We start from the raw sequence: 21,112 nt of genomic DNA on the forward strand, positions 1-21,112 counted from the left end.
GTGCTAGATTTTGATGTTGATGTTCAACAATTTGCTCAGATAAAGGTAATAGGCTGCGGAGGCGGAGGAAACAACGCTTTAAATAGGATGATTAAAGAAGGACTTAAAAATGTTGAGTTTATAGCTATAAATACGGATAAACAGGCTTTGATGCTTTCGCAGGCATCTCAGAAAATTCAAATAGGTGATAAACTTACTAAAGGATTAGGAGCAGGAGCTAATCCTGAAATTGGACAAAAAGCTGCTGAGGAGAGTAAGGATGAGATATCTCAAGCTATAAAAGGTGCTGATATGGTATTCATAACTGCAGGGATGGGAGGCGGAACAGGAACTGGAGCAGCTCCTGTAATCGCAGAAATAGCGAAATCCGCTGGAATACTTACTGTTGGAGTTGTAACGAAACCCTTTCCTTTTGAAGGGAGAAAAAGAATGCTCCATGCAGAGATGGGAATAAAGAACTTAAAAGAAAGAGTAGATACCTTAGTTACAATACCAAATGAGAGACTGCTGAATATTGTAGACAAGAAGACAACATTAATGGAGTCATTTAAATTTGCAGATGATGTGCTAAGACAGGGTGTTCAAGGAATATCTGATTTGATAACTATACCAGGACTTGTCAATTTGGATTTTGCCGATGTAAGAACTATTATGATAGATAAAGGACTTGCACATATGGGAGTTGGAAAGGGTACAGGAGATAATAGAGCACAGGAAGCTGCTAAGCAGGCTATATCAAGTCCATTACTTGAAACATCAATAGTTGGAGCAACTGGTGTACTATTAAATGTAACAGGAGGACCGGATTTGGGGTTGCTTGAAATAAATGAGGCTGCTGAAATCGTTCAGGATGCAGCAGATCCAGATGCTAATATTATATTTGGAGCTGTAATTGATGAGAATATAAAAGATGAAATAAGAATAACTGTAATTGCTACAGGATTTGAATGTGACAAATCAAGTAAGATGGATTTTGGCAAGTCCGATTTGGATAAAAAACATCAACCGAGTTTTACATCTAATAAGGATGAGTCAGAGGCTTCTATAGATTATAAAGGCATAGATGAAAATAATCTGGAGGTGCCAGCATTTTTAAGAAGGCAAAAAAGGTAATTGTATTGTAATTAAAAAGCATCATATAATTTATATGGTGTTTTTTAATTTGTATTTAGCTGCAATTTAATTTATTCATAAATGTTTCACATATGAATATAATTTTAATAGTAATACTTTAAGGAAGGTAATTTTTATTGAAAATATATGTGGTTAAATCAGGTGATTCCGTATGGTCTATAGCTAGAAGATATGGAGTAACACCACAGAGTATAATAAGTGCAAATGAGCTTTCTAATTCAGATACTTTGGTTGTTGGACAAAGCTTGGTTATACCGACCAAGGAAGGAGTGTATGTTGTCAAACCATCAGATAGCTTGTGGTCAATTTCAAACAAATTTGGAGTTTCTGTTCAGAGTATAATTGAATTGAATGATTTAATGAGTCCATTTAGGATTTTTCCAGGTCAGAATTTAAGAATTCCGGAATATAGTAAAAACTATGGCACAATTGAGGCTAACGCATTTATACAACCTTCAACTCCAGATAGAGAAAGGGAAATATTAAGAGAACCTATAAAGAATTTAACATATCTAACTCCATTTAGTCATCATATTACAGAAAGTGGTGGGCTTACACCATTAAATGATTCAACCATAATTGAAGAAGCCAAAGCTAATGGTGTAGCACCAATGCTTTCCGTTACGAATATTTCTGGTAGTAATTTTGATACCCAGCTTGTAAGCAGAATACTAAATAATGAAAACCTGCAGGAAACTCTAATAAATAATATTATCGATTTAATAAGGAAAAAATCTTATTTTGGAGTAATAGTAGATTTTGAGAGGATACCTCCAGCAGATAGGCAGAAGTATAATGATTTTTTGAGGAGACTTGCCCAAAAACTTCATCCTCTTGGATATATTATAGCTACAGCTTTGGCTCCCAAGACGTATGATGTTTTAGAAGGTGCATGGCATGGTGCACATGACTATAAAGCACATGGGGAAATAGTTGATTTTGTAATAATAATGACATACGAGTGGGGATGGTCAGGCGGACCACCTATGGCTGTAGCCCCAATTGATGAAGTAAGAAAAGTAATAAATTATGCTGTTTCTGTAATACCTCCATATAAAATTATGATTGGTATTCCACTATATGGATATGACTGGACACTTCCATATACGCCAGGAGGAGAGTTTGCAGAGAGTATAGGAAATCAAGAAGCGATAGATAGAGCACGACAATACAAGCAGTCTATAAAATATGATCAAAAATCTCAATCACCATATTATAATTATTTTGATGCTGGTGGAAGGGAACATGTAGTATGGTTTGAAGATGCGCGTAGTGTCAGAGAAAAGTATAGGCTTGTTAGCCAGTATGGATTGCGGGGAATAAGTTATTGGGTATTAGCACAACCATTTCCTCAAAACTGGCAGATATTAAGTAACATGTTCAATATAAGAAAGGTTACTTAAGCAAATATTTAAATTAGAATATACGTGGTATACTTATATTTCAGGCTGTTGATAAACTTATTTTGTCAGCAGTCTTTTGAGTTTTTTGTAAAACAGCATTAGTGATACATTTTTCAAAATAGGGAAATAATATTTTGGAGAGGTGTTTTACTTGAAACATAAAAAGAATAAAATAATTCACTTTTTGATATTTGGAAGTATCTATTTAAATGTAGAGGTTATAGTAAGGGCTATTTGCTGCTCACTAAATGGTATAAATGGCATATCGAGGTGGAGTTTATGTGGATGGACTTCACTGTGGATGTTTCCGATCGGTGGAATGTGTGCACTGGTAATAGGATCATTGAATGATAGGGAGGTATACTATAAACTTAAAATGTGGCAGCAGGTAATTATAGGAGGTTCACTTATCACTGCAGTGGAGCTTTTAAGTGGCACATTTTTAAATATGTATCTAGGATTAAGTATATGGAATTATTCTTATGAAAAATGTAATTTTTTTGGACAAATATGCCTGAAAAATTGTTTCTATTGGTACCTACTGAGCGTAGTAATAATATGGTTTGATGATGAACTTTCGTATTATATATATGGGGAAGAAAAACCTGAAAGTTTGATTAATTATTTCAAAAAGCTATTTACAAATAAATGATTTAGTAAGTTTTAGATACTAAAATTGCTATATCTGTTAGAGGATAAATGTACAGCTTGTTGAGAATATAACTCAACAGGCTGTATTGGTATTTATGAACAGGAAAAGGCTTCTATATTTCTTAAATCAAGTCCAAAGGATGTCCATCTACGTCCTCTTGGTGTCCATCTAAATCCTGATATAGATCTAGGACCAATAGAAGTTATATATGCCCAGTATGAATTCCCGTTTGTTTGCCATATATATGCAAATCTGTTTCTACATGGTCTTATGGCTTTTGAATCAATTGGTTTTGGTCTTGGCCTTGGTCCGGGACCGCCATGGCCGCCAGGACCACTAGGACCGCCGGACCATCCTTTATGTGCGTTTTTCTTGTTTGGTGTGAATGATGGAGGTGGTCCGGGTGGGTTAACCCTTGGCATATTCAAAGTTTGATATACGAAAGGACACATAGAAAAAGGACATTCTGATTCAAAGTTTTCATCTTCAGAGTTTGTATAATCATCTGTTCTCATGTAATCTAAATCACTATAATACATATTTCCTCCTAAACAATCTGCTACAATAATAAGTTATGTTTATAAAATTTTTTTGTTACTTAATTTTTGTAATTTTTATGATATACTAAAGTGTGTAGAATTTTAAAATATAATTTTTAACTATTAATAAAGGTGGTGTTTAAAATCTGCTTTGACAATTGTGTCTTTAGCGGAATATATTTAAAATGAATAGAGAAATTTATATGGATTACGCGGCAACTACTTATATGAAGCCGGAAGTTATTAAAGATATGAAAACTTATATGGATGAATACTTTGGAAATGCATCATCTATTTATCATATATCACGGAAGACAAGAATGGCTATAGATATATCAAGAAAGAGGGTGGCTGATGCCATAAATTCAAATATTGATGAAATATATTTTACATCTGGAGGTTCAGAGTCTGATAATTGGGCACTTAAAGGCATAGCTTTTGCAAATAAAGATAAGGGAAAACATATAATAACTACAGCTATAGAGCATCATGCAGTTATAAATACATGCAAGTATCTGGAAAAACTCGGATTCGAGATCACATATCTTCCTGTAAATAAATATGGAATGGTCGATCTTCATAATTTAAAAAAAGCAGTAAGAAAAGATACTATATTGGTATCGGTTATGTTTGCAAATAATGAAATAGGAACTATAGAGCCTGTTAAGAAAATCGGAGATTTTTGCAGACATAATAAAATAATATTTCATACAGATGCAGTTCAAGCAGTTGGGAATATTCCAATTGACGTTAAAACTATGAATATAGATTTACTTTCAATGTCATCACATAAATTTTATGGACCTAAAGGTGTAGGTGCGCTGTACATAAGAAAAGGAATTCGAATAGATAGTTTAATTCATGGTGGTTCACAAGAAAGAGGCAGAAGAGCCGGAACTTATAATACACCTGGTATTGTGGGTATTGGAAAGGCTATTTCTATTGCAGTTAAAAATTTGGAAGTTCAAAAGGAGAGACTCACAAAGCTCAGGGATATGTTTATTAAAGAACTTCTTGAGATACAGGATACAAGTTTAAATGGTTCACCGGGAAAAGAGAGGCTTCCTGGAAATATAAATGTAACCTTTAAGGGAATAGAAGCTGAAACATTGCTTATAATGCTTGATTCCAGAGGAATCTATGTATCATCTGGAAGTGCATGTTCGGCAGGAGCACTCGAGCCATCACACGTACTTATTGCAATAGGATTAACAGAAAGTATGGCAAAAAGCTCTATAAGATTTACAATAGGATCAGGAACTACTTATGAGGAGATAGCTTATGTTCTAGAGGTAGTTAAAGAATGTGTGAATAAATTGAGAAATAACAAATAATATATTAATTTATGACTATAAGGTGGTAATTATGAATAAAAAGGTTGTTGTCGGAATGAGTGGAGGAGTAGACAGTTCTGTAACTGCCTACTTGCTTAAGGAACAAGGATATGATGTTATAGGAGTAACTATGCAGGTATGGCAGGAGGATGAGGAATATGAAGCAAATGAAGGAGGATGCTGTTCATTAAGTTCAGTAGAAGATGCGAGGAGAGTTGCTTATAAACTTAATATTCCATTTTATGTTATTAACTTTAAAGAAATTTTTAAAAAAGATGTTATAGATTACTTTATAGATGAATATATGAATGGAAGAACTCCTAATCCATGTATAGCTTGTAATAAATATATAAAGTTTGATGCATTATTAAAGAAGGCCATGGATTTGGGAGCTGATTATGTTGCAACAGGTCACTATGCGATAATAGAAAATAAGAATGGAAGGTACGTAATAAGAAGATCAAAAGATGATAAGAAGGATCAGACCTATGTGCTTTATAATTTAACTCAATTTCAATTATCCCATACACTTATGCCATGTGGTATATACAAAAAAGATCATATAAGAGAAATCGCAAAGGAAATAGGACTTTCTGTTCATAACAAGAAGGATAGTGAAGAGATATGTTTTATACCAGATAATAATCATGGCAGATATATAGAAAAGCAGGTTCCAGATAAAATAAAACCGGGAAATTTTGTTGATAAAAAAGGGAATGTGCTTGGAACTCATAAAGGTATAATATATTATACGATAGGACAGAGGAAAGGGCTTGGAATTTCATTTGGGAAACCAATGTATGTTGCGGATATAAATCCACTTACAAATGAAATTGTTCTTGGAGATGAGGAAGATATATTTAAAACAGAGCTAATCGCAAAGAATGTGAATTTCATACCATTCGAAAGTCTTCAGGGAACGATGGAAGTAGAAGCTAAAGTAAGATATTCAGCTAAAGCTTCCAGCGCATGGATAACTCAGCTTTCTGATGGAAGAGTCAAGGTAAAATTTGAACATAAACAGAGGGCTATAACTAAAGGGCAGTCTGTAGTGTTCTATTCTAAAGATCTGCTTGTTGGTGGTGGAATAATAGAGGAAGTTTTGTAAAATGTAAATATAAAGATAGAAATCTGATTTACATTCACTGAATCGGATTTCTATTCTTATATTGATTGAATTGAATGTTAAAGCATCTCTATAAATGCTGAAATTCTGGTTTTTATTTGTCCTACATCAGTTTGGGAATAATCTGTTTCTATGGCCATATAAGGTAAATTCTTCTCGTTATTTACAAATTGTTTTATTCCATAAGATTCGACACTATATGGATGACATGACTGAAGTATTACATCAACAACCCCATCTATTTTATAATCATCTATTAGTTCTGAGAGCAAATTTATCCTATTAGTATTTGGTGTCATACAGGCACATCCGATGTTTAGATATTTATCTGCAATTGCATCTATTGGGTCTTGCTTTTCGTCAACCAGTTTGGAAATTTCTTTAACACCTGTACAATCTTCATAACAAACTACTACACCGTCGTTATCTTCAATTGAATGTACAATTTTTTCTGTGGCTTCGCCCATTGGACATCCGGTTATAAGTATTCTTTTGGCATCTGTTGATACTTCTCTTTTACCATTATTATAATCTTCTTTGATTTTTACAACCATATCATGCAGATCTTTTATTAAAGATTCCTTGTCCCATTTAAAAGATGAACCATTTATAACTCTTAATAGATCTATACCATTTATTGGCGGAGGAGTCATTTTACCTAATTCATAAAACTCTTTTAGAGCAAGCCTTTCTTTATTACGTAGTTTAATGGAATCTTCAAGCATTTCTTGAGTAATAGTAACATTAAATTCCTTTTCAAGTCTTTCTTTTAAATTTATTAATTCATCTCTCCACAATTTGTAACTATCTTTATCATTAGCTTTTTGTGGTAGATGCATGATATGTAGATTTTTAAACTTTCCAAGGTATTCATACATCTTTTTTTTCCCATCACATGTAGTTTCTCCAATAATTAAATCTGAAAAATAAAAGTATGGGCATTTATCGGTAAGAGCAAATCCATAACTTGATTTTATGAGAGGACACAAATTTCTAGGCAGATGTTTTTCAGCATCCGGTATTGTTTCATCACTTTTAGAACAAAGAGATACAGATATGGCACCAGAAGCATTTATAATTTCCCATGGTGTAAAAGTACAAAAAGTACCTACAATTTTTTTGCCACTGTCTTTAAGGTCTTTTATGGTAATAAATCCCTGCTTTCTTGAATCACTAAAATCATTAAATATTTTGGGTAAATCATTCATTTATCTATTGATACCTCCAATTAAATGTTTAAGTTAGAAAATCTATAGGTTTTGTAATTTCAAACTTAACCTATACTTCAGCTGACATTTTCAAAATTCGTCACCTAAAAAATTTCTAGTAAGTCTAAGTTCGTATTTATAAAAATCTAAGCAGATTTTATAAACTCCATATAAGTTTTATATGTTAATTTTAACATATAATGCAGCATTTATAGTTAAATATTTAAATAAAATCTTTTTTGTTTTATTTAATACTAAATTTAAAGCAGCTTCCAGAGACTTATATTTCTGGAAGTTGTTTTTTTTGTGTTTCTGGTTCGGCGTGTATAACGATATATGATTTAGGAAATACATTATTTATTTCTTTTTCAATAATATCACAGATATCGTGTGCTTGTATTAAAGATGAGTTTCTATCTACATTTAAATGAATGTCTATTTGTTTCTCATTTCCGCATTGTCTTGTTCTTAAATTATGATATCCTTTTATTTCTTTGTGTGAATTTATTATGATTAGAAGCTTGTTTATATCTTCATCTGATAATTTGCTATCAACTAAATCCTTCATTGATTTTTTAGTTAAGTCTATTGATGTTTTTATTATTAAAAATCCAACTATAACAGCAGTTATAGGATCTATAATTTTAATTCCGGTTATTTTTACAAGTAAAAGTCCTAAAAATACGCCGAAAGCTGTTATTACATCTGTGAATAAATGTGCACCATCTGCTTCAAGGGCTATGGAATTTGTTTTTTGTGCAATCTTTTTTAGAGTCAATGAAATAAAAAGATTTACCAGAGCTGCAATTCCCATAACTAAAAGTCCAGGGCCGACAGCTTCTATATTTGAGCCACATATGATTTTTTTTACTGATTCGAATATTATAAGAGCCGCAGCTAAAAATATTAACATTGCCTCAACAAATCCGGATAAGTTTTCATACTTGCCGTGACCGAAAGGATGCTCGTAATCTTCAGCCTTAGATGCTTTCTTTATAGAGAAATATGCTATAAAACTGGCTATAAGATCTATAGAAGAATGAATTGCTTCGGATATAACACTTACAGATCCGATCAATAGACCAGCTGAAAATTTAAATATTATGAGCAGCGAATTAGAAAATATAGATAAAACTGCTGCATTGTTCTTTCCCATTTTTACATTAACCTCCATGTTATTTATATATAAAAATTCAATCTAAATATATAATCTATTAAATATTATATGTTCAATTGATAAATATGTTACATTAATTATAAACTTTAATATAATATAAATCAACAGATTATCAATAATATCTCAACAGAATTATATTATCAATTGATAATGAAAAACAATTTCCTATGCAAATGATTCGCAAAAAATAACTTGCTGGACACATATACTATATATGTGTCCAGCAAGTTTATTATATTTTCATATAAAAATTTATAAACAATTAAGTGTTATTTATATAAATAATTTCTTGTCATTGGTAATTCGTTATTTAAATCTTTTGTTATTATAAATTGATGTATATCTACTACTCCATAATGGAAAGATGCCGCACAAGAATTAAGATATAATCTCCACATTCTAATGAATTTATCATCAAAGTTTTGTTTTACCTCGTCAAGATGAGTCTCAAAGTTTGAAGCCCAGTGCTCTAGGGTTTTACAATAATGAAGCCTTAAGCTTTCAGCATCTACGAGATGGAAATCGAGTTCTGGGAATGATGATACTATTTCTCTTACAGAAGGAATGTATCCTCCCGGGAATATATATCTTGTTATCCACTTATTGCATTCACTCTCGAAAAGTCCTGTAATGCAGTGAAGCAGGAATACGCCATGATCTTTTAATATTTTTTCTACAGTATCCATATACATTGGTATATTTGCATGACCAACATGCTCAAGCATTCCTACACTTACAATTCTATCAAATTTTCTGTTTAGCTTAGGAAGTTCTCTATAATCTAGATATTCAACTTCAACTAAATCTTCCAGATGATTTTCTTTGATTTTTTCCTGAACGCTTGAATATTGCTCCTTACTTAAGGTTATTCCAAGTGCATGAACATTGTATAATTTTGCGGCTTTTAATATCAAATTTCCCCAGCCACATCCTATATCAAGTAGGGTTTGCCCCGCCTTTAAGTTCAGTTTCTTTAATATGTATTCTACTTTGTTTTCCTGAGCTTGATCCAGGCTATCATCTTCATTTTTAAAATATCCACAAGAGTAATTTAAATTTTTATCAAGCCACAAACTATAAAAATCATTTCCGATATCATAGTGATGCGATATATCTTTTTTTTGATCTTTTATTGATGTACCAACTGATTTGAATAGTTTATTGAGCAACTTGTGGTTGTGGAGGAAACTTTTTTTGTTTCTGTAGATAGATTCAATAATTTCCTGTACGCTTCCTTCGAAATCAATATCTCCATTCATATAAGCTTCACCAAAGGCTAGACTTGCATCTTCCAAAATTGATTTTTTACTTATTGGTTTATTAAATGTTATTTTAAATTTAGGTTCACCATCTCCGAATTTTTTTGTCGTGCCATCCCAAAAAGTAACAGTAAAAGAGTCTGCTGAAATATTCTTCAGTAACTCTTCGAGAAATAGTTTATCCATTTGCGTCATCTCCTTATACAATTTATGATCCGTATTAAAAATATACTGTTTAAGTAAAAACTTACCTAGCACAATATAATTTTACACTTTTTAGTTTGAATACACAATATATTAAAATGAAAAAATACAAATATAAAACTAAATTAATTGGAAAAGATAGTATTGATAAAAAAATTTTTTAAAATTTAAAAATTATTATTGACATTTATATTGATCGAGTGATAGAATATAAAACAATAAGTTGATAAACTAAAAAATATATATGAAGTTGAGTTTTATATTAGACTCTTCCTAATTATTAAAAGCTGTGATAGGATTAAGTAAATGTGTTAAATACTTTAAAGAGAGTGGGTGTTTAGGTGTAAACCCATAAGTATACATGTTGAAACTCACCCTGAAGCTGCAGGCTGAATTGTTTATAGTAAGCCAAGCCGGTTTTATATAACCGTTATTAAAATTGAGATATAAAATTGGGTGGTACCGCGAGCAGATTTTTCGCCCCAGAGCGAAGAAGATCTGTTTTTTTTATACCATTGATTACAAAATTTAATATATAAAAGCTGTGATAGGACTAAGTAAATGTGTTAAATACTTTAAAGAGAGTGGGTGTTTAGGTGTAAGCCCATAAGTGTACATATTGAAACTCACCCTGAAGTTGCAGGCTGAATTGTTTATAGTAAGCCGGGCCGGTTTTATATAACCGTTATTAAAATTGAGATATAAAATTGGGTGGTACCGCGAGCAGACTTTTCGCCCCAGAGCGAAGAAGGTCTGTTTTTTTATACCATAAAATACTTAATAGGAGGGATAAAAATGGAACAAATAAATTCTAAAAATTCAGAAGAAAATATAAAAAATGAAAATTCAAAAATATCTGGAAATAAAGCTTATTATACTTATATAAATGAAATGAAGCAAAGTAGAGAAAATGATGAGGATTATTGCACTTCGTTTATGACGTTTTAATTGAAGATTTTTGAGTAAATAAAATTGATTTAAGGAGAGGATAATATATGACTAAAAAAATATATATTTTTGATACAACATTAAGAGATGGAGAACAAACACCTAGAGTGAGTCTAAGTATAGATGAAAAACTAAAGATTGCAAAGCAACTTAAAAATCTTGGAGTAGACATAATTGAGGCAGGTTTCCCGGCCGCATCCAATGGCGATTTTGAATGTGTTAAAGCTATTTCAAAAAATATAGAAGGACCCGTAATAGTTGGCCTTGCAAGGGCACTTAAAAAGGATATATATGCGGCATGGGAAGCTTTAAAATATTCTAGAAACCCCAGAATACATACATTTATCGCAACTTCGGATATTCATATGAAATATAAACTCAAAATGAGTAGACATCAGGTATTAAATAGTGTATATGATATGGTGAAATATGCTAAAGAGTTATGCCCGAGTGTTGAATTTTCGCCAGAGGATGCAACGAGAACAGATAGAGAGTTTTTATACCATGTTCTTGAAAAAGCAATAGAAGCAGGTGCAGATGTATTAAATATACCTGATACAGTTGGATATACAATACCAGATGAATATGGAAATCTTATAAAGGGAATAAAGGAAAATGTAAAAAATATAAATAAAGTAATTATAAGTGTTCATTGTCATAATGATCTTGGACTTGCAGTTGCGAATTCACTTGCAGCTATAAAAAACGGTGCAGAACAAATTGAATGTGCAGTTAATGGACTTGGAGAAAGAGCTGGAAATGCTGCAATGGAAGAGATAGTTATGGCAATAAGAACTAGATCAGATAGTTTTAAATGTACGACATCAATAAATACGACTCAAATTGTAAATACAAGCAAGCTTGTAAGTAAACTTACTGGTGTGGCAGTTCAAAATAATAAAGCAATTGTCGGAATTAATGCATTTGCGCATGAGGCTGGAATTCATCAGCATGGAGTTCTTGAATGCAGTAGGACTTATGAAATTATGACTCCAGAATCTGTTGGATTAACTAAAAGCTCAATGGTACTTGGAAAACATTCAGGTAGGCATGCATTTTGTCAGCATTTAAAGGATATGGGATATGATTTAAATACTGAAAAGCTTAATGAGGCATTTGTGAAATTTAAAAATGCAGCAGACAGAAAAAAGAATATATCTGATGAGGATATTGAGAAATTGATTTGTGAGATATAACTCCGGGATGTAGTTGAGACAGGTACCAGTACACTTATAAATAAAATGCATTATTATGAATGTACTGTTTGGAATAATAAAATAATTGGTATTTTACATTTATTAATAGGTTTATTAATACTATTAAAAACAGTATTAATAAAAAGGTAATATATATTTAAATAGGAGGTAATTAAGTATGGGAATGACTATGACACAAAAAATTTTGGCTTTTCACGCATCAACTGATATGGTAAGAGTTGGACAGCTTATTAAATGCAAGGTGGATTTGGTACTTGGAAATGATATAACAACTCCAATGGCAATAAATGAATTTAATAAAATAGGTGTTGATAAAGTATTTGATAAAAGTAAAATCGCAATTGTACCAGATCATTTTACACCTAACAAAGATATAAAATCAGCAGAGCAGTGTAAATGCAGCAGAAATTTTGCGCATGAAATGGAGATAGAAAATTATTTTGAAGTTGGCAGGATGGGAATAGAGCATGCATTAATTCCGGAAAAGGGGCTTGCAGTTTGTGGTGATATTATAATTGGTGCAGATTCACATACATGCACATATGGAGCATTGGGGGCTTTTTCAACTGGAATTGGAAGTACAGATATGGGCGCGGCAATGGCAACAGGAAAGGTTTGGTTTAAGATTCCTTCAGCAATAAAATTTGTACTTAAAGGAAAATTATCGCCTTGGGTAAGTGGAAAAGATATTATCCTGCATATAATTGGCAAAATAGGTGTCGATAGAGCACTTTATAAGTCAATGGAATTTACTGGTGATGGAATAAGAAATTTATCAATGGATGATAGATTTACTATGGCAAATATGGCAATTGAAGCTGGTGCAAAGAACGGTATATTTGAAATTGATGAAAAGACTGTAAGATATGTAAAGGAACATTCAAATAGGAATTATGTAATTATGAAGGCCGATGAAGATGCCGTATATGATGAGATTATAGAGATAGATCTATCTAAAATACGTCCAACAGTTGCATTTCCACATCTTCCTGAGAATACAAAAACTATTGATGAAGTAGGAGATATAAATATAGATCAGGTGGTTATAGGATCATGTACTAATGGAAGAATCGATGATCTTAGAGCAGCTGCAAAGGTGTTAAAGGGTCATAAGATAAATGAAAATATTAGAACCATAATAATTCCTGCAACACAGAAAATATATATGGAAGCTATGAAAGAGGGATTAATAGAAATATTTATAGAGTCTGGAGCTGTGGTAAGTACCCCAACTTGTGGGCCATGCCTAGGAGGACATATGGGTATCCTTGCAAAGGGTGAAAGGGCAGTATCAACTACAAATAGAAATTTTGTAGGTAGGATGGGACATAAGGAAAGCGAGGTATATTTAGCAAGTCCGGCTGTTGCAGCAGCATCTGCAATAACAGGGAAAATATCATCTCCAGAGGAGGTAATGAGATAATGATAAGTGGAAAAGTTATTAAATATGGAGAAAACGTTGATACTGATGTAATAATACCTGCAAGGTATTTAAATACAAGTGATTCTAGAGAACTGGCAAAGCATTGTATGGAAGATATTGATCAAAGTTTTAGTGATAGATCAAAGACACATAAGATAATAGCAGCTGGTAAAAATTTCGGATGTGGTTCGTCAAGAGAGCATGCACCTGTTGCAATAAAAGCATCTGGAATAGAGTGTGTTATAGCAGAGAGTTTTGCAAGAATATTTTATAGAAATTCAATAAATATAGGATTACCCATAATGGAATGTGCCGAAGCGGTTTCTGATATCGAGGACGGGGATGAAATTTCAATTGATTTAATTAGTGGAGAAATTACAAATATAAGTAAAAATAGAAAATATAAGGCTGAACCATTTCCTGAATTTATGCAGGAAATAATAAAAAGCGGCGGCCTTATAAAATATATAGAAAGTCAAATTAGAAAATAAATAGATTTATATTACATTCAGGAGGTAAAGTTTAATGAAAATAGCAGTTTTGCCAGGTGATGGTGTTGGAACGGAAGTGATTTCTCAGGCAATAAAAGTTTTACATGCAGTTTCATCAAAATATGATATAGATTTTGAATTTAATGAAGGAAAGATGGGAGGAAGTGCAATAGACGAATTTGGAGATCCCTTTCCGGAAGAGACAATTAAAATTTGTAAGGAGAGTGATGCAATACTCTTAGGGGCTGTTGGAGGACCTAAATGGGACAATGTTTCGCCAGAAATGAGACCAGAAAAAGGTCTTTTGAAACTTAGGAAAACTATGGGGGCATTTGCAAACTTAAGACCGGCTGTATTATTTAAAGAACTCAGTTCAGCATCCAATTTAAAGAATAAGATTTTAAAGGATGGAATTGACATAATGATAGTAAGAGAACTTACGGGAGGAGCTTATTTTGGGAAAAAAGGTACATTAGAAATTGAGAATGGAGAAAAGGCATATGATGTGACAGAATATTCTACTTTCGAAATAGAGAGGATAGCTAAAGTTGCATTTGAAATAGCAGGTGAAAGATATAGCAGAGTAACTCTTGTTGATAAATCAAATGTACTTCAAACATCAAAACTCTGGAGAAAAACTGTAACTAATATTTCAAAGGAATATAAGAATATAGATTTGAACTATATGTATGTAGATAATGCAGCTATGCAGCTTATAAGAAATCCTGGACAATTTGATGTAATACTTACCGAAAATATGTTTGGAGACATACTTAGTGATGAGGCATCTATGATAACAGGTTCTCTTGGTATGCTGCCTTCAGCTAGCATTGGTTCTGGAAATATTGGTATATATGAACCTGTGCATGGTTCAGCTCCAGATATAGCTGGAAAGGATAGAGTAAATCCAATTGCAGCAATTATGAGTGCAGCTCTTATGCTCAAATATAATTTCAAAATGTCTGAAGCTGCAAAAGATATTGAAAATGCTGTTTTAAAAGTAATTGAAAAGGGATATCGTACTTTAGATATAATGGAGGAAGGCAAAAGTCCTGTTGGGACAGATAAAATGGGAGATTTGATATTAACTGAAATATAGAAAATAAATTTTTAGGAGGTTATTTATGAGAACTGCAGAAGCTATTATAGAATGTTTAAAAAATGAAAATGTGACTACAATATTTGGGTATCCTGGAGCTACTGTAGTTCCTTTGTATGAAGCTTTGAGAAAATCAGATTTAAGGCACATCCTGGTAAGACATGAACAAGCTGCTGGACATATTGCAAGTGGATTTGCAAGAATTTCAAGAGGTATTGGAGTTTGTATTACAACATCAGGACCTGGTGCCACAAATATAATTACATCAATAGCAACTGCGTATATGGATTCAATACCTTTGATAATAATTACAGGACAGGTAAGTTCAAATCTAATAGGCAGAGATGTTTTTCAGGAAGCTGATATTACTGGAGCTACGGAGTCATTTACAAAGCATAATTATCTAGTTAAAGAAGGAAAGGATATACCGCGTATTATAAAAGAAGCTTTTTATATAGCACGAACAGGTAGACCTGGACCTGTATTGATTGATATACCAATTGATGTTCAGCGTGAAGAAATTAAGTTTTCGTATCCGTCTGCCATTGATATAAGGGGATATAAGCCAAACATAAATGGCCATAAATGGCAAATTAAAAAGGCGATTAAGAAGATTGAAGAGAGTAAAAAGCCTTTGATCTGTGTTGGAGGTGGAATTGTTGCAGCTAATGCAAGGCTTGAACTAAAAAGATTTGTAGAAAAGTCAAAAATACCAGTTGTTCATACATTAATGGGAAAAGATGATATGGATGTAGGTGAACCATATTATGTTGGATTAATTGGTTCACATGGTTTTTCATATGCTAATAAGGCAATATCAAATTCTGATTTGATAATACTTGTAGGTACAAGGATTGCAGACAGATCTACAGTGAAAGATACGCATGTTGATAAAAATGCCCGGATTATTCATATAGATATTGATCCTGCAGAGATAGGAAAAAATTTAAAGATAGATATTCCAGTCGTTGGAGATTGTAAAAATATATTATCAAAAATGGCAGATAAAATTCAACCGGGAGATTATATTAAGTGGGTAGAGGAAATTAAAAAATGGAAAGATTCAGAAGAGAAAATATATGAATATAACGATTCAGTAAATCCTAAAAAAATAATTAAATTGACTTCTGATGAAATGAGAGATACTGCGATAATTACAACAGATGTTGGACAAAATCAAATATGGTGTGCCCGCAATTTTAAAATTTTTGGAAAGAGAAGATTTATAACGTCAGGAGGGCTTGGAACTATGGGATATTCGCTTCCATCAGCTATAGGGGCCAAAATGGCGAATCCAGATGAGGATGTAATAGCTGTGATGGGAGATGGAGGATTTCAAATGAGTTTATTTGAACTTGCTACCATAAAAGAAAACAATTTAAATATAAAGATAATTGTATTTAATAATTCTGGACTTGGAATGGTAAGAGAAATTCAAAAATTTGAATATGAAGGTGAGTTTGGAGTTGAATTTAAGTGCAATCCTGATTTTGTTAAAATAGCGGAAGCGTATAATATACGAGGAAAAAAGGTATATTCAAATAAAGAATTTATTGAAACATTTAAGGAGATACAAAAATCAGATAGTGCATTTTTAATAGAGTGCATTGTTGACTCTAATGAGAGTACACTGTAAAGGAGTGCATTTTTATGAATAAATATGTTTTGTCACTACTTGTTGAAAATCATTCAGGAACTTTAAGCAAAATAGCAAGTTTATTTAGTAGAAGAGGTTATAATATTCACAGTTTAAATGTTGGAATCACTGAAGATCCTACTATATCATATATGACTATAGTAACATTTAGTGATGAATATACTATAGAACAGATGAATAAGCAGTTGAATAAACTTATTGATGTAATAAAAATTACAGAATTAAATGCTGATAAATGTGTTTATAGAGAACTCTTACTAATTAAAGTTCATACAAATATTCAAAATCAATCAGCACTTATAGAACTGGTTAATATATTTAAAGGAAAGATTATTGGAATGAATAATAGTAGTATGACAATAGAGGTAACAGGAGATGAAGATAAAATATCAACTTTTATAGGACTTATGAAGCCTTATGGTATTAAAGAAATTGTAAGGACGGGACTTACAGCTATTGAAAGATAGAAAACAGGGCTCGTATGAACCCTGTTTTATCTTGTCCTGATTATATATTCAAGAGTATTTGCAAGTGTATCTATTTCAGAGTAGGTGTTATAAAGTGCAAAACTCAATCTTACAAAACCCGGACGTCTACAGTCTGGATATTTTGTGTAGTAATTTATTTTTGATTTTGGTATTTTTAGAAGTCTTTGAACATATGGCTGTGCACAGAAGCAGCCGCTTCTTACAGCAATCTGTGATATAGATGATAATAGTTTTGCAGTGGTTTCATGAAAAATCCCCTTTATATTAAAAGGGATTATTGCAACTTTGTCACAATCTGGACTGGTATCGCATCCTATTTCAAGATTTGGTATATAGGAAAGTCTATTTAAAGCATATCTATATATATCCATTTCATACTTATCTATATTATCCATTCCAAGACTAGTAAGTGTTTTTATAGCTGCAAGCATTGCAACTACCCCCATCACATTAGGTGTCCCGGCTTCATTTTTATCTGGAGGGTCTGCCCATACTACAGAATCATCAGTTACTAGCTTTATTGTTCCTCCGCCTTTGTATTCTGGTTCTGAATCAATGAATGTTTCTTTTGGCCCTATGAGTACTCCAGTGCCAAATGGAGCATACATTTTATGGGCAGAAAAAGCTAGATAATCGATATGGTCAGAGTTTGAATTAGAATTCATATATACAGGACAATGTGGTATAAGTTGGGCACCATCTACAAATATTTTCGCATTATAGAAATGGCACATTTCTGCTATCTTGTGTATTGGATTTTTGTATCCAGTTACATTTGAAGCACCAGTTACACACACTAATTTATCTGTGTTTATATATTTTTGCAATTTGTATTCTAAATCATCTAATTTTAACTTTCCTAAATTATCAACCTCTATATAATCAGTTTTAAATTTGTTTCTCCATGGTAGATCATTTGAATGATGTTCCATTCTTGTTGATATAACTACTAAATCCTTATTTTTATTGTATAGAAGATAAGATAGCTTATTTATGGCTTCAGTAGTATTTTTAACATATATGACAGTATTTTGATTATAATCACAATGGACAAAATTGCATACGGCTTTTCGCGAATCTTCATAGATTTTCGAGGAAAATTCGGATTTGAATCCGGTTCCCCTATGAATAGAAGAATAGTATTTTGAAAAGTTTATTATTTCTTGCATTACAGAAGAAAAAGGAGGGGTAGTGGCTGCATTATCAAAATTTATGGATTTTACAAACCTGCCATCTTTGGTCATAATACGAGAATTTACACCAGTTACTAAATTTCTATAGTTATTTTCTGATCCATTATAATACATACATATCACTCCTTATGATTATAATATGTTTGCTTGAGAATAAGTGTAATAAATTTTATAATATTAATAATTAACAAGTTAGTGTATATAAAATTTTATGTATAGGAGAGGATTGTAGAATATGAAATTTGTAAATTATCTTTATCAGGGAAAAGAAAAACTTGGTGTAGTTTTAGAAAATAAAATTATATCATTGGATGATGTGTTTGAATTTATAAAGGAAACCTGTCCATTGAATATGCTTGAATTTATAGAAGGTTGTACAGATGAAAGGATTAAGAAGATTGAAGAAATAATTTCTAATAAAAATTTTAAAGGACTTAATTTGACAGAAGTTAAAATTGCTCCTCCAATACCATATCCTAAAAGGAATATCATGTGCCTTGGTAAAAATTATGAGGAACATGCAAAGGAAATAAGAATGACAAAGATAACAGATACTTTTATTCCAGATGCTCCAATTTACTTTACTAAAATTGCATCACCTGCAATAGGATATGATGATGAAATCAAGTTTTCTTATGATGTAACAAATCAAGTTGACTATGAGGCGGAACTAGCAATTATAATTGGAAAAGATGGAAGTAACATAAAAAGAGAAGAAGTAGAAGATTATATTTTTGGATATACAATATTAAATGATGTGTCGGCTAGGGATCTTCAGGGAACCCATAAACAGTGGTTTAAAGGAAAGAGCCTTGATACATTTTGTCCCATGGGACCATATATTGTGTATAAGGATGAAATTAAATTCCCGGTAGAATTAAATATAAAATGTACTATTAATGGACAAGTGAGACAAAATTCAAATACTAAAAATATGATATTTGATATACCATATATAGTAAGTGATTTATCAAAAGGAGTTACTTTAAAAGCAGGAGATATAATATCTACAGGTACACCAAGCGGAGTTGGAATGGGTTTTGAACCAGTAAAATTGCTCAAAGATGGAGATATAATAGATTGCTATATTGAAAAAATAGGTAATCTAGTTAATAAGGTAAAAGTTATATAAAGTTTTTAGTATTAAATGATAAATCTCCTTATGAAGTTTATGTATTAAGATTGTTTGTATTATAGGGTTTGTAATTCCAAGCTTAAATTATACTCCAGCTGACATTCCCAAAATTCGTCACCTAAAAAATTTTTAGTAAGTCTAAGCTTGCGTTCATAAAAGTTTAAGTAGATTTTATAAACTCGCTTTGCTCAAATATATAAAATCCACTAAGACTTTTAAGAACGCCTCGCTAATACTTACTACAAAATTTTTTAATGTGTCTAAATTTTAGAAATCCCGGCCTGCGCATAAGTTAAGATTGGAATTACAAACCCTATAACAAAGTATTTGGTGGAAATCCAATAGCAGTTTGTGTGATGGACAAATGGATTGATGATAAAATTATGTTAAAGGCTACTATGATTTATTCTTTAAATTACTAATTTCTAACTGTAAAAATCTAGCCGCCTAGAGTTATATCTTGATTATCATACCATTTTAATGCTTCGTATATGTGATCTGGTTTGAAGTCTGGCCACATATCATCAATTACATAAAAATCTGAATATACAGATTGTACTGGAAGGAAACCACTAAGCCTTCTTCTGCCTCCCCACCTTATTATTAAATCTACCCTGCTTATGTCATCGGATTTTAAATATTTAGTTAAATTTTTAGTGTTATCTTTTATATGTAATTTAATATTTGATAAGTCCCATTCCCAATCGTAGTTGACTAGAAAGTTTATTTTCATGGAACCTTTCCCAAATTTTTTTCTGTTTATGTATGGCAGAAGTTGTTCTGGAAACATAGGAGATTTGGTGTTACCAATTACAAGTAATGAGGCATCTTCTTTTGAAAGCATATTTACAGCTTCTATACAAGCTTTAGTGAATGATTTGGTTTGAACAGCAGGTCTTTTAGTGTTGTCAACTGTAAATCCGTAATAAGTAAGTTCTTTTACACCTAATTCTTTAAATATTTTAAATAATTGCATACCTGGTTCAAGTCCCCTTGAATAGCCTTCTTCTTTTTTTAATCCATTACTGATTGCCCATCTCCTGTTACCATCAGGTATGATGCCTATATGATTTGGAATTCTCACATATTTCACCTCCTTACACTTTTAATGTAATTATTGTCATAATAACAAATGTTTATACGCAATATATGTAACTCATGGATAATGCATACATCTCAAGTGGTTAATTTGAGCAAATTTTTTGTAAAAAAACTGTTGACAATATTCTAATGTGTAACTATAATAGTATTCATAACAAAACAAGTTAATATTGAAATTCACTTATCAAGAGCGGTGGAGGGACTGGCCCTATGAAACCCGGCAACCAGTATTATATTTTATAGTATAATGGTGCCAACTCCTGCGGCTACATTTGTAGCTGAGAGATGAGAAATATTAGGTTTATTTAAGCTGGAGATATTTCT

At 31.9% G+C, this 21,112-nt stretch carries 18 protein-coding genes, 1 pseudogene, 1 riboswitch and 2 other annotated features; of the genes and pseudogenes, 13 read left to right on the top strand and 6 right to left on the bottom strand.

Features of this window, described 5'->3' with window-relative positions; all coding sequences use genetic code 11:
* From ftsZ to D4Z93_RS06260, 3 genes are all read left to right on the top strand, one after another.
* Complete coding sequence (gene ftsZ / locus D4Z93_RS06250) at positions 1-1,113, top strand: cell division protein FtsZ (RefSeq protein ID WP_119971397.1); 1,113 nt, start codon at positions 1-3, stop codon at positions 1,111-1,113.
* Between the two features lie 137 nt (positions 1,114-1,250).
* A complete protein-coding gene (locus tag D4Z93_RS06255; RefSeq protein ID WP_119971400.1) occupies positions 1,251-2,537 on the top strand; it encodes a glycoside hydrolase family 18 protein in 1,287 nt (428 codons plus the stop codon).
* 151 nt (positions 2,538-2,688) lie between these two features.
* Complete coding sequence (locus D4Z93_RS06260) at positions 2,689-3,189, top strand: putative ABC transporter permease (protein ID WP_119971402.1); 501 nt, start codon at positions 2,689-2,691, stop codon at positions 3,187-3,189.
* A 92-nt stretch (positions 3,190-3,281) separates the two neighbouring features.
* Here D4Z93_RS06260 and D4Z93_RS06265 read toward each other — a convergent pair whose 3' ends face one another.
* Positions 3,282-3,728: a hypothetical protein gene (locus tag D4Z93_RS06265; protein ID WP_243105987.1), complete on the bottom strand. Its 447-nt coding sequence runs from the start codon at positions 3,726-3,728 to the stop codon at positions 3,282-3,284.
* Positions 3,729-3,913: 185 nt separating this feature from the next.
* Here D4Z93_RS06265 and nifS point away from each other — a divergent pair, with 185 nt between their 5' ends.
* Both nifS and mnmA read left to right on the top strand, forming a co-directional pair.
* Positions 3,914-5,062, top strand: coding sequence for a cysteine desulfurase NifS (gene nifS / locus D4Z93_RS06270; RefSeq protein ID WP_119971405.1), 1,149 nt, complete (start codon positions 3,914-3,916; stop codon positions 5,060-5,062).
* A 31-nt stretch (positions 5,063-5,093) separates the two neighbouring features.
* A complete protein-coding gene (mnmA, locus tag D4Z93_RS06275; protein ID WP_119971408.1) occupies positions 5,094-6,170 on the top strand; it encodes a tRNA 2-thiouridine(34) synthase MnmA in 1,077 nt (358 codons plus the stop codon).
* Between the two features lie 77 nt (positions 6,171-6,247).
* On the opposite strand, the gene D4Z93_RS06280 is transcribed toward mnmA, so the two are convergent.
* The 3 genes from D4Z93_RS06280 to D4Z93_RS06290 form a co-directional block, all read right to left on the bottom strand.
* Positions 6,248-7,396: a double-cubane-cluster-containing anaerobic reductase gene (locus tag D4Z93_RS06280; RefSeq protein ID WP_119971411.1), complete on the bottom strand. Its 1,149-nt coding sequence runs from the start codon at positions 7,394-7,396 to the stop codon at positions 6,248-6,250.
* A 280-nt stretch (positions 7,397-7,676) separates the two neighbouring features.
* On the bottom strand, positions 7,677-8,552 hold the full coding sequence (locus tag D4Z93_RS06285; RefSeq protein ID WP_119971413.1) for a cation diffusion facilitator family transporter: 876 nt from the start codon (positions 8,550-8,552) through the stop codon (positions 7,677-7,679).
* A 290-nt stretch (positions 8,553-8,842) separates the two neighbouring features.
* The gene (locus D4Z93_RS06290; RefSeq protein ID WP_119971416.1) at positions 8,843-10,018 is read right to left on the bottom strand and encodes a class I SAM-dependent methyltransferase; all 1,176 of its coding nucleotides are present in this window, start codon (positions 10,016-10,018) and stop codon (positions 8,843-8,845) included.
* A gap of 298 nt (positions 10,019-10,316) precedes the next feature.
* Positions 10,317-10,524, top strand: a binding site (T-box leader).
* 47 nt (positions 10,525-10,571) lie between these two features.
* Positions 10,572-10,779: a binding site (T-box leader), on the top strand.
* A gap of 52 nt (positions 10,780-10,831) precedes the next feature.
* Between D4Z93_RS06290 and D4Z93_RS13205 the strand changes: the two genes are divergently transcribed.
* From D4Z93_RS13205 to ilvN, 7 genes and pseudogenes are all read left to right on the top strand, one after another.
* Positions 10,832-10,984 carry a hypothetical protein gene (locus tag D4Z93_RS13205; RefSeq protein ID WP_162920262.1) on the top strand — a complete coding sequence of 51 codons (153 nt, stop codon included), beginning with the start codon at positions 10,832-10,834 and terminating at the stop codon, positions 10,982-10,984.
* A gap of 47 nt (positions 10,985-11,031) precedes the next feature.
* Positions 11,032-12,168: pseudogene (locus D4Z93_RS06295) on the top strand (2-isopropylmalate synthase); the annotation flags it as partial.
* A 190-nt stretch (positions 12,169-12,358) separates the two neighbouring features.
* Positions 12,359-13,624, top strand: coding sequence for a 3-isopropylmalate dehydratase large subunit (leuC, locus tag D4Z93_RS06300; RefSeq protein ID WP_119971422.1), 1,266 nt, complete (start codon positions 12,359-12,361; stop codon positions 13,622-13,624).
* A complete protein-coding gene (gene leuD, locus D4Z93_RS06305; protein ID WP_119971425.1) occupies positions 13,624-14,115 on the top strand; it encodes a 3-isopropylmalate dehydratase small subunit in 492 nt (163 codons plus the stop codon). Before leuC ends, leuD begins: the two co-directional genes overlap by 1 nt.
* Positions 14,116-14,149: 34 nt before the next feature.
* On the top strand, positions 14,150-15,214 hold the full coding sequence (gene leuB / locus D4Z93_RS06310) for a 3-isopropylmalate dehydrogenase (protein WP_119971428.1): 1,065 nt from the start codon (positions 14,150-14,152) through the stop codon (positions 15,212-15,214).
* A 25-nt stretch (positions 15,215-15,239) separates the two neighbouring features.
* A complete protein-coding gene (gene ilvB, locus D4Z93_RS06315) occupies positions 15,240-16,850 on the top strand; it encodes a biosynthetic-type acetolactate synthase large subunit (RefSeq protein WP_119971431.1) in 1,611 nt (536 codons plus the stop codon).
* Between the two features lie 14 nt (positions 16,851-16,864).
* Positions 16,865-17,338 (top strand): acetolactate synthase small subunit, encoded by a 474-nt coding sequence (ilvN, locus tag D4Z93_RS06320; protein WP_119971434.1) that lies wholly within the window; start codon positions 16,865-16,867, stop codon positions 17,336-17,338.
* A 26-nt stretch (positions 17,339-17,364) separates the two neighbouring features.
* Here the strand turns inward: ilvN and D4Z93_RS06325 are convergent, their stop codons facing one another.
* The gene (locus tag D4Z93_RS06325) at positions 17,365-18,666 is read right to left on the bottom strand and encodes an aminotransferase class V-fold PLP-dependent enzyme (RefSeq protein ID WP_119971437.1); all 1,302 of its coding nucleotides are present in this window, start codon (positions 18,664-18,666) and stop codon (positions 17,365-17,367) included.
* Between the two features lie 121 nt (positions 18,667-18,787).
* Here D4Z93_RS06325 and D4Z93_RS06330 point away from each other — a divergent pair, with 121 nt between their 5' ends.
* The gene (locus D4Z93_RS06330; RefSeq protein WP_119971439.1) at positions 18,788-19,684 is read left to right on the top strand and encodes a fumarylacetoacetate hydrolase family protein; all 897 of its coding nucleotides are present in this window, start codon (positions 18,788-18,790) and stop codon (positions 19,682-19,684) included.
* 442 nt (positions 19,685-20,126) lie between these two features.
* Here D4Z93_RS06330 and D4Z93_RS06335 read toward each other — a convergent pair whose 3' ends face one another.
* The gene (locus D4Z93_RS06335) at positions 20,127-20,771 is read right to left on the bottom strand and encodes an undecaprenyl diphosphate synthase family protein (RefSeq protein ID WP_119971441.1); all 645 of its coding nucleotides are present in this window, start codon (positions 20,769-20,771) and stop codon (positions 20,127-20,129) included.
* A gap of 195 nt (positions 20,772-20,966) precedes the next feature.
* Positions 20,967-21,080: riboswitch (SAM riboswitch) on the top strand.
* Positions 21,081-21,112: the final 32 nt, after the last annotated feature.

This window comes from Clostridium fermenticellae, from assembly GCF_003600355.1.
Lineage (GTDB): Bacteria > Bacillota > Clostridia > Clostridiales > Clostridiaceae > Clostridium_AV > Clostridium_AV fermenticellae.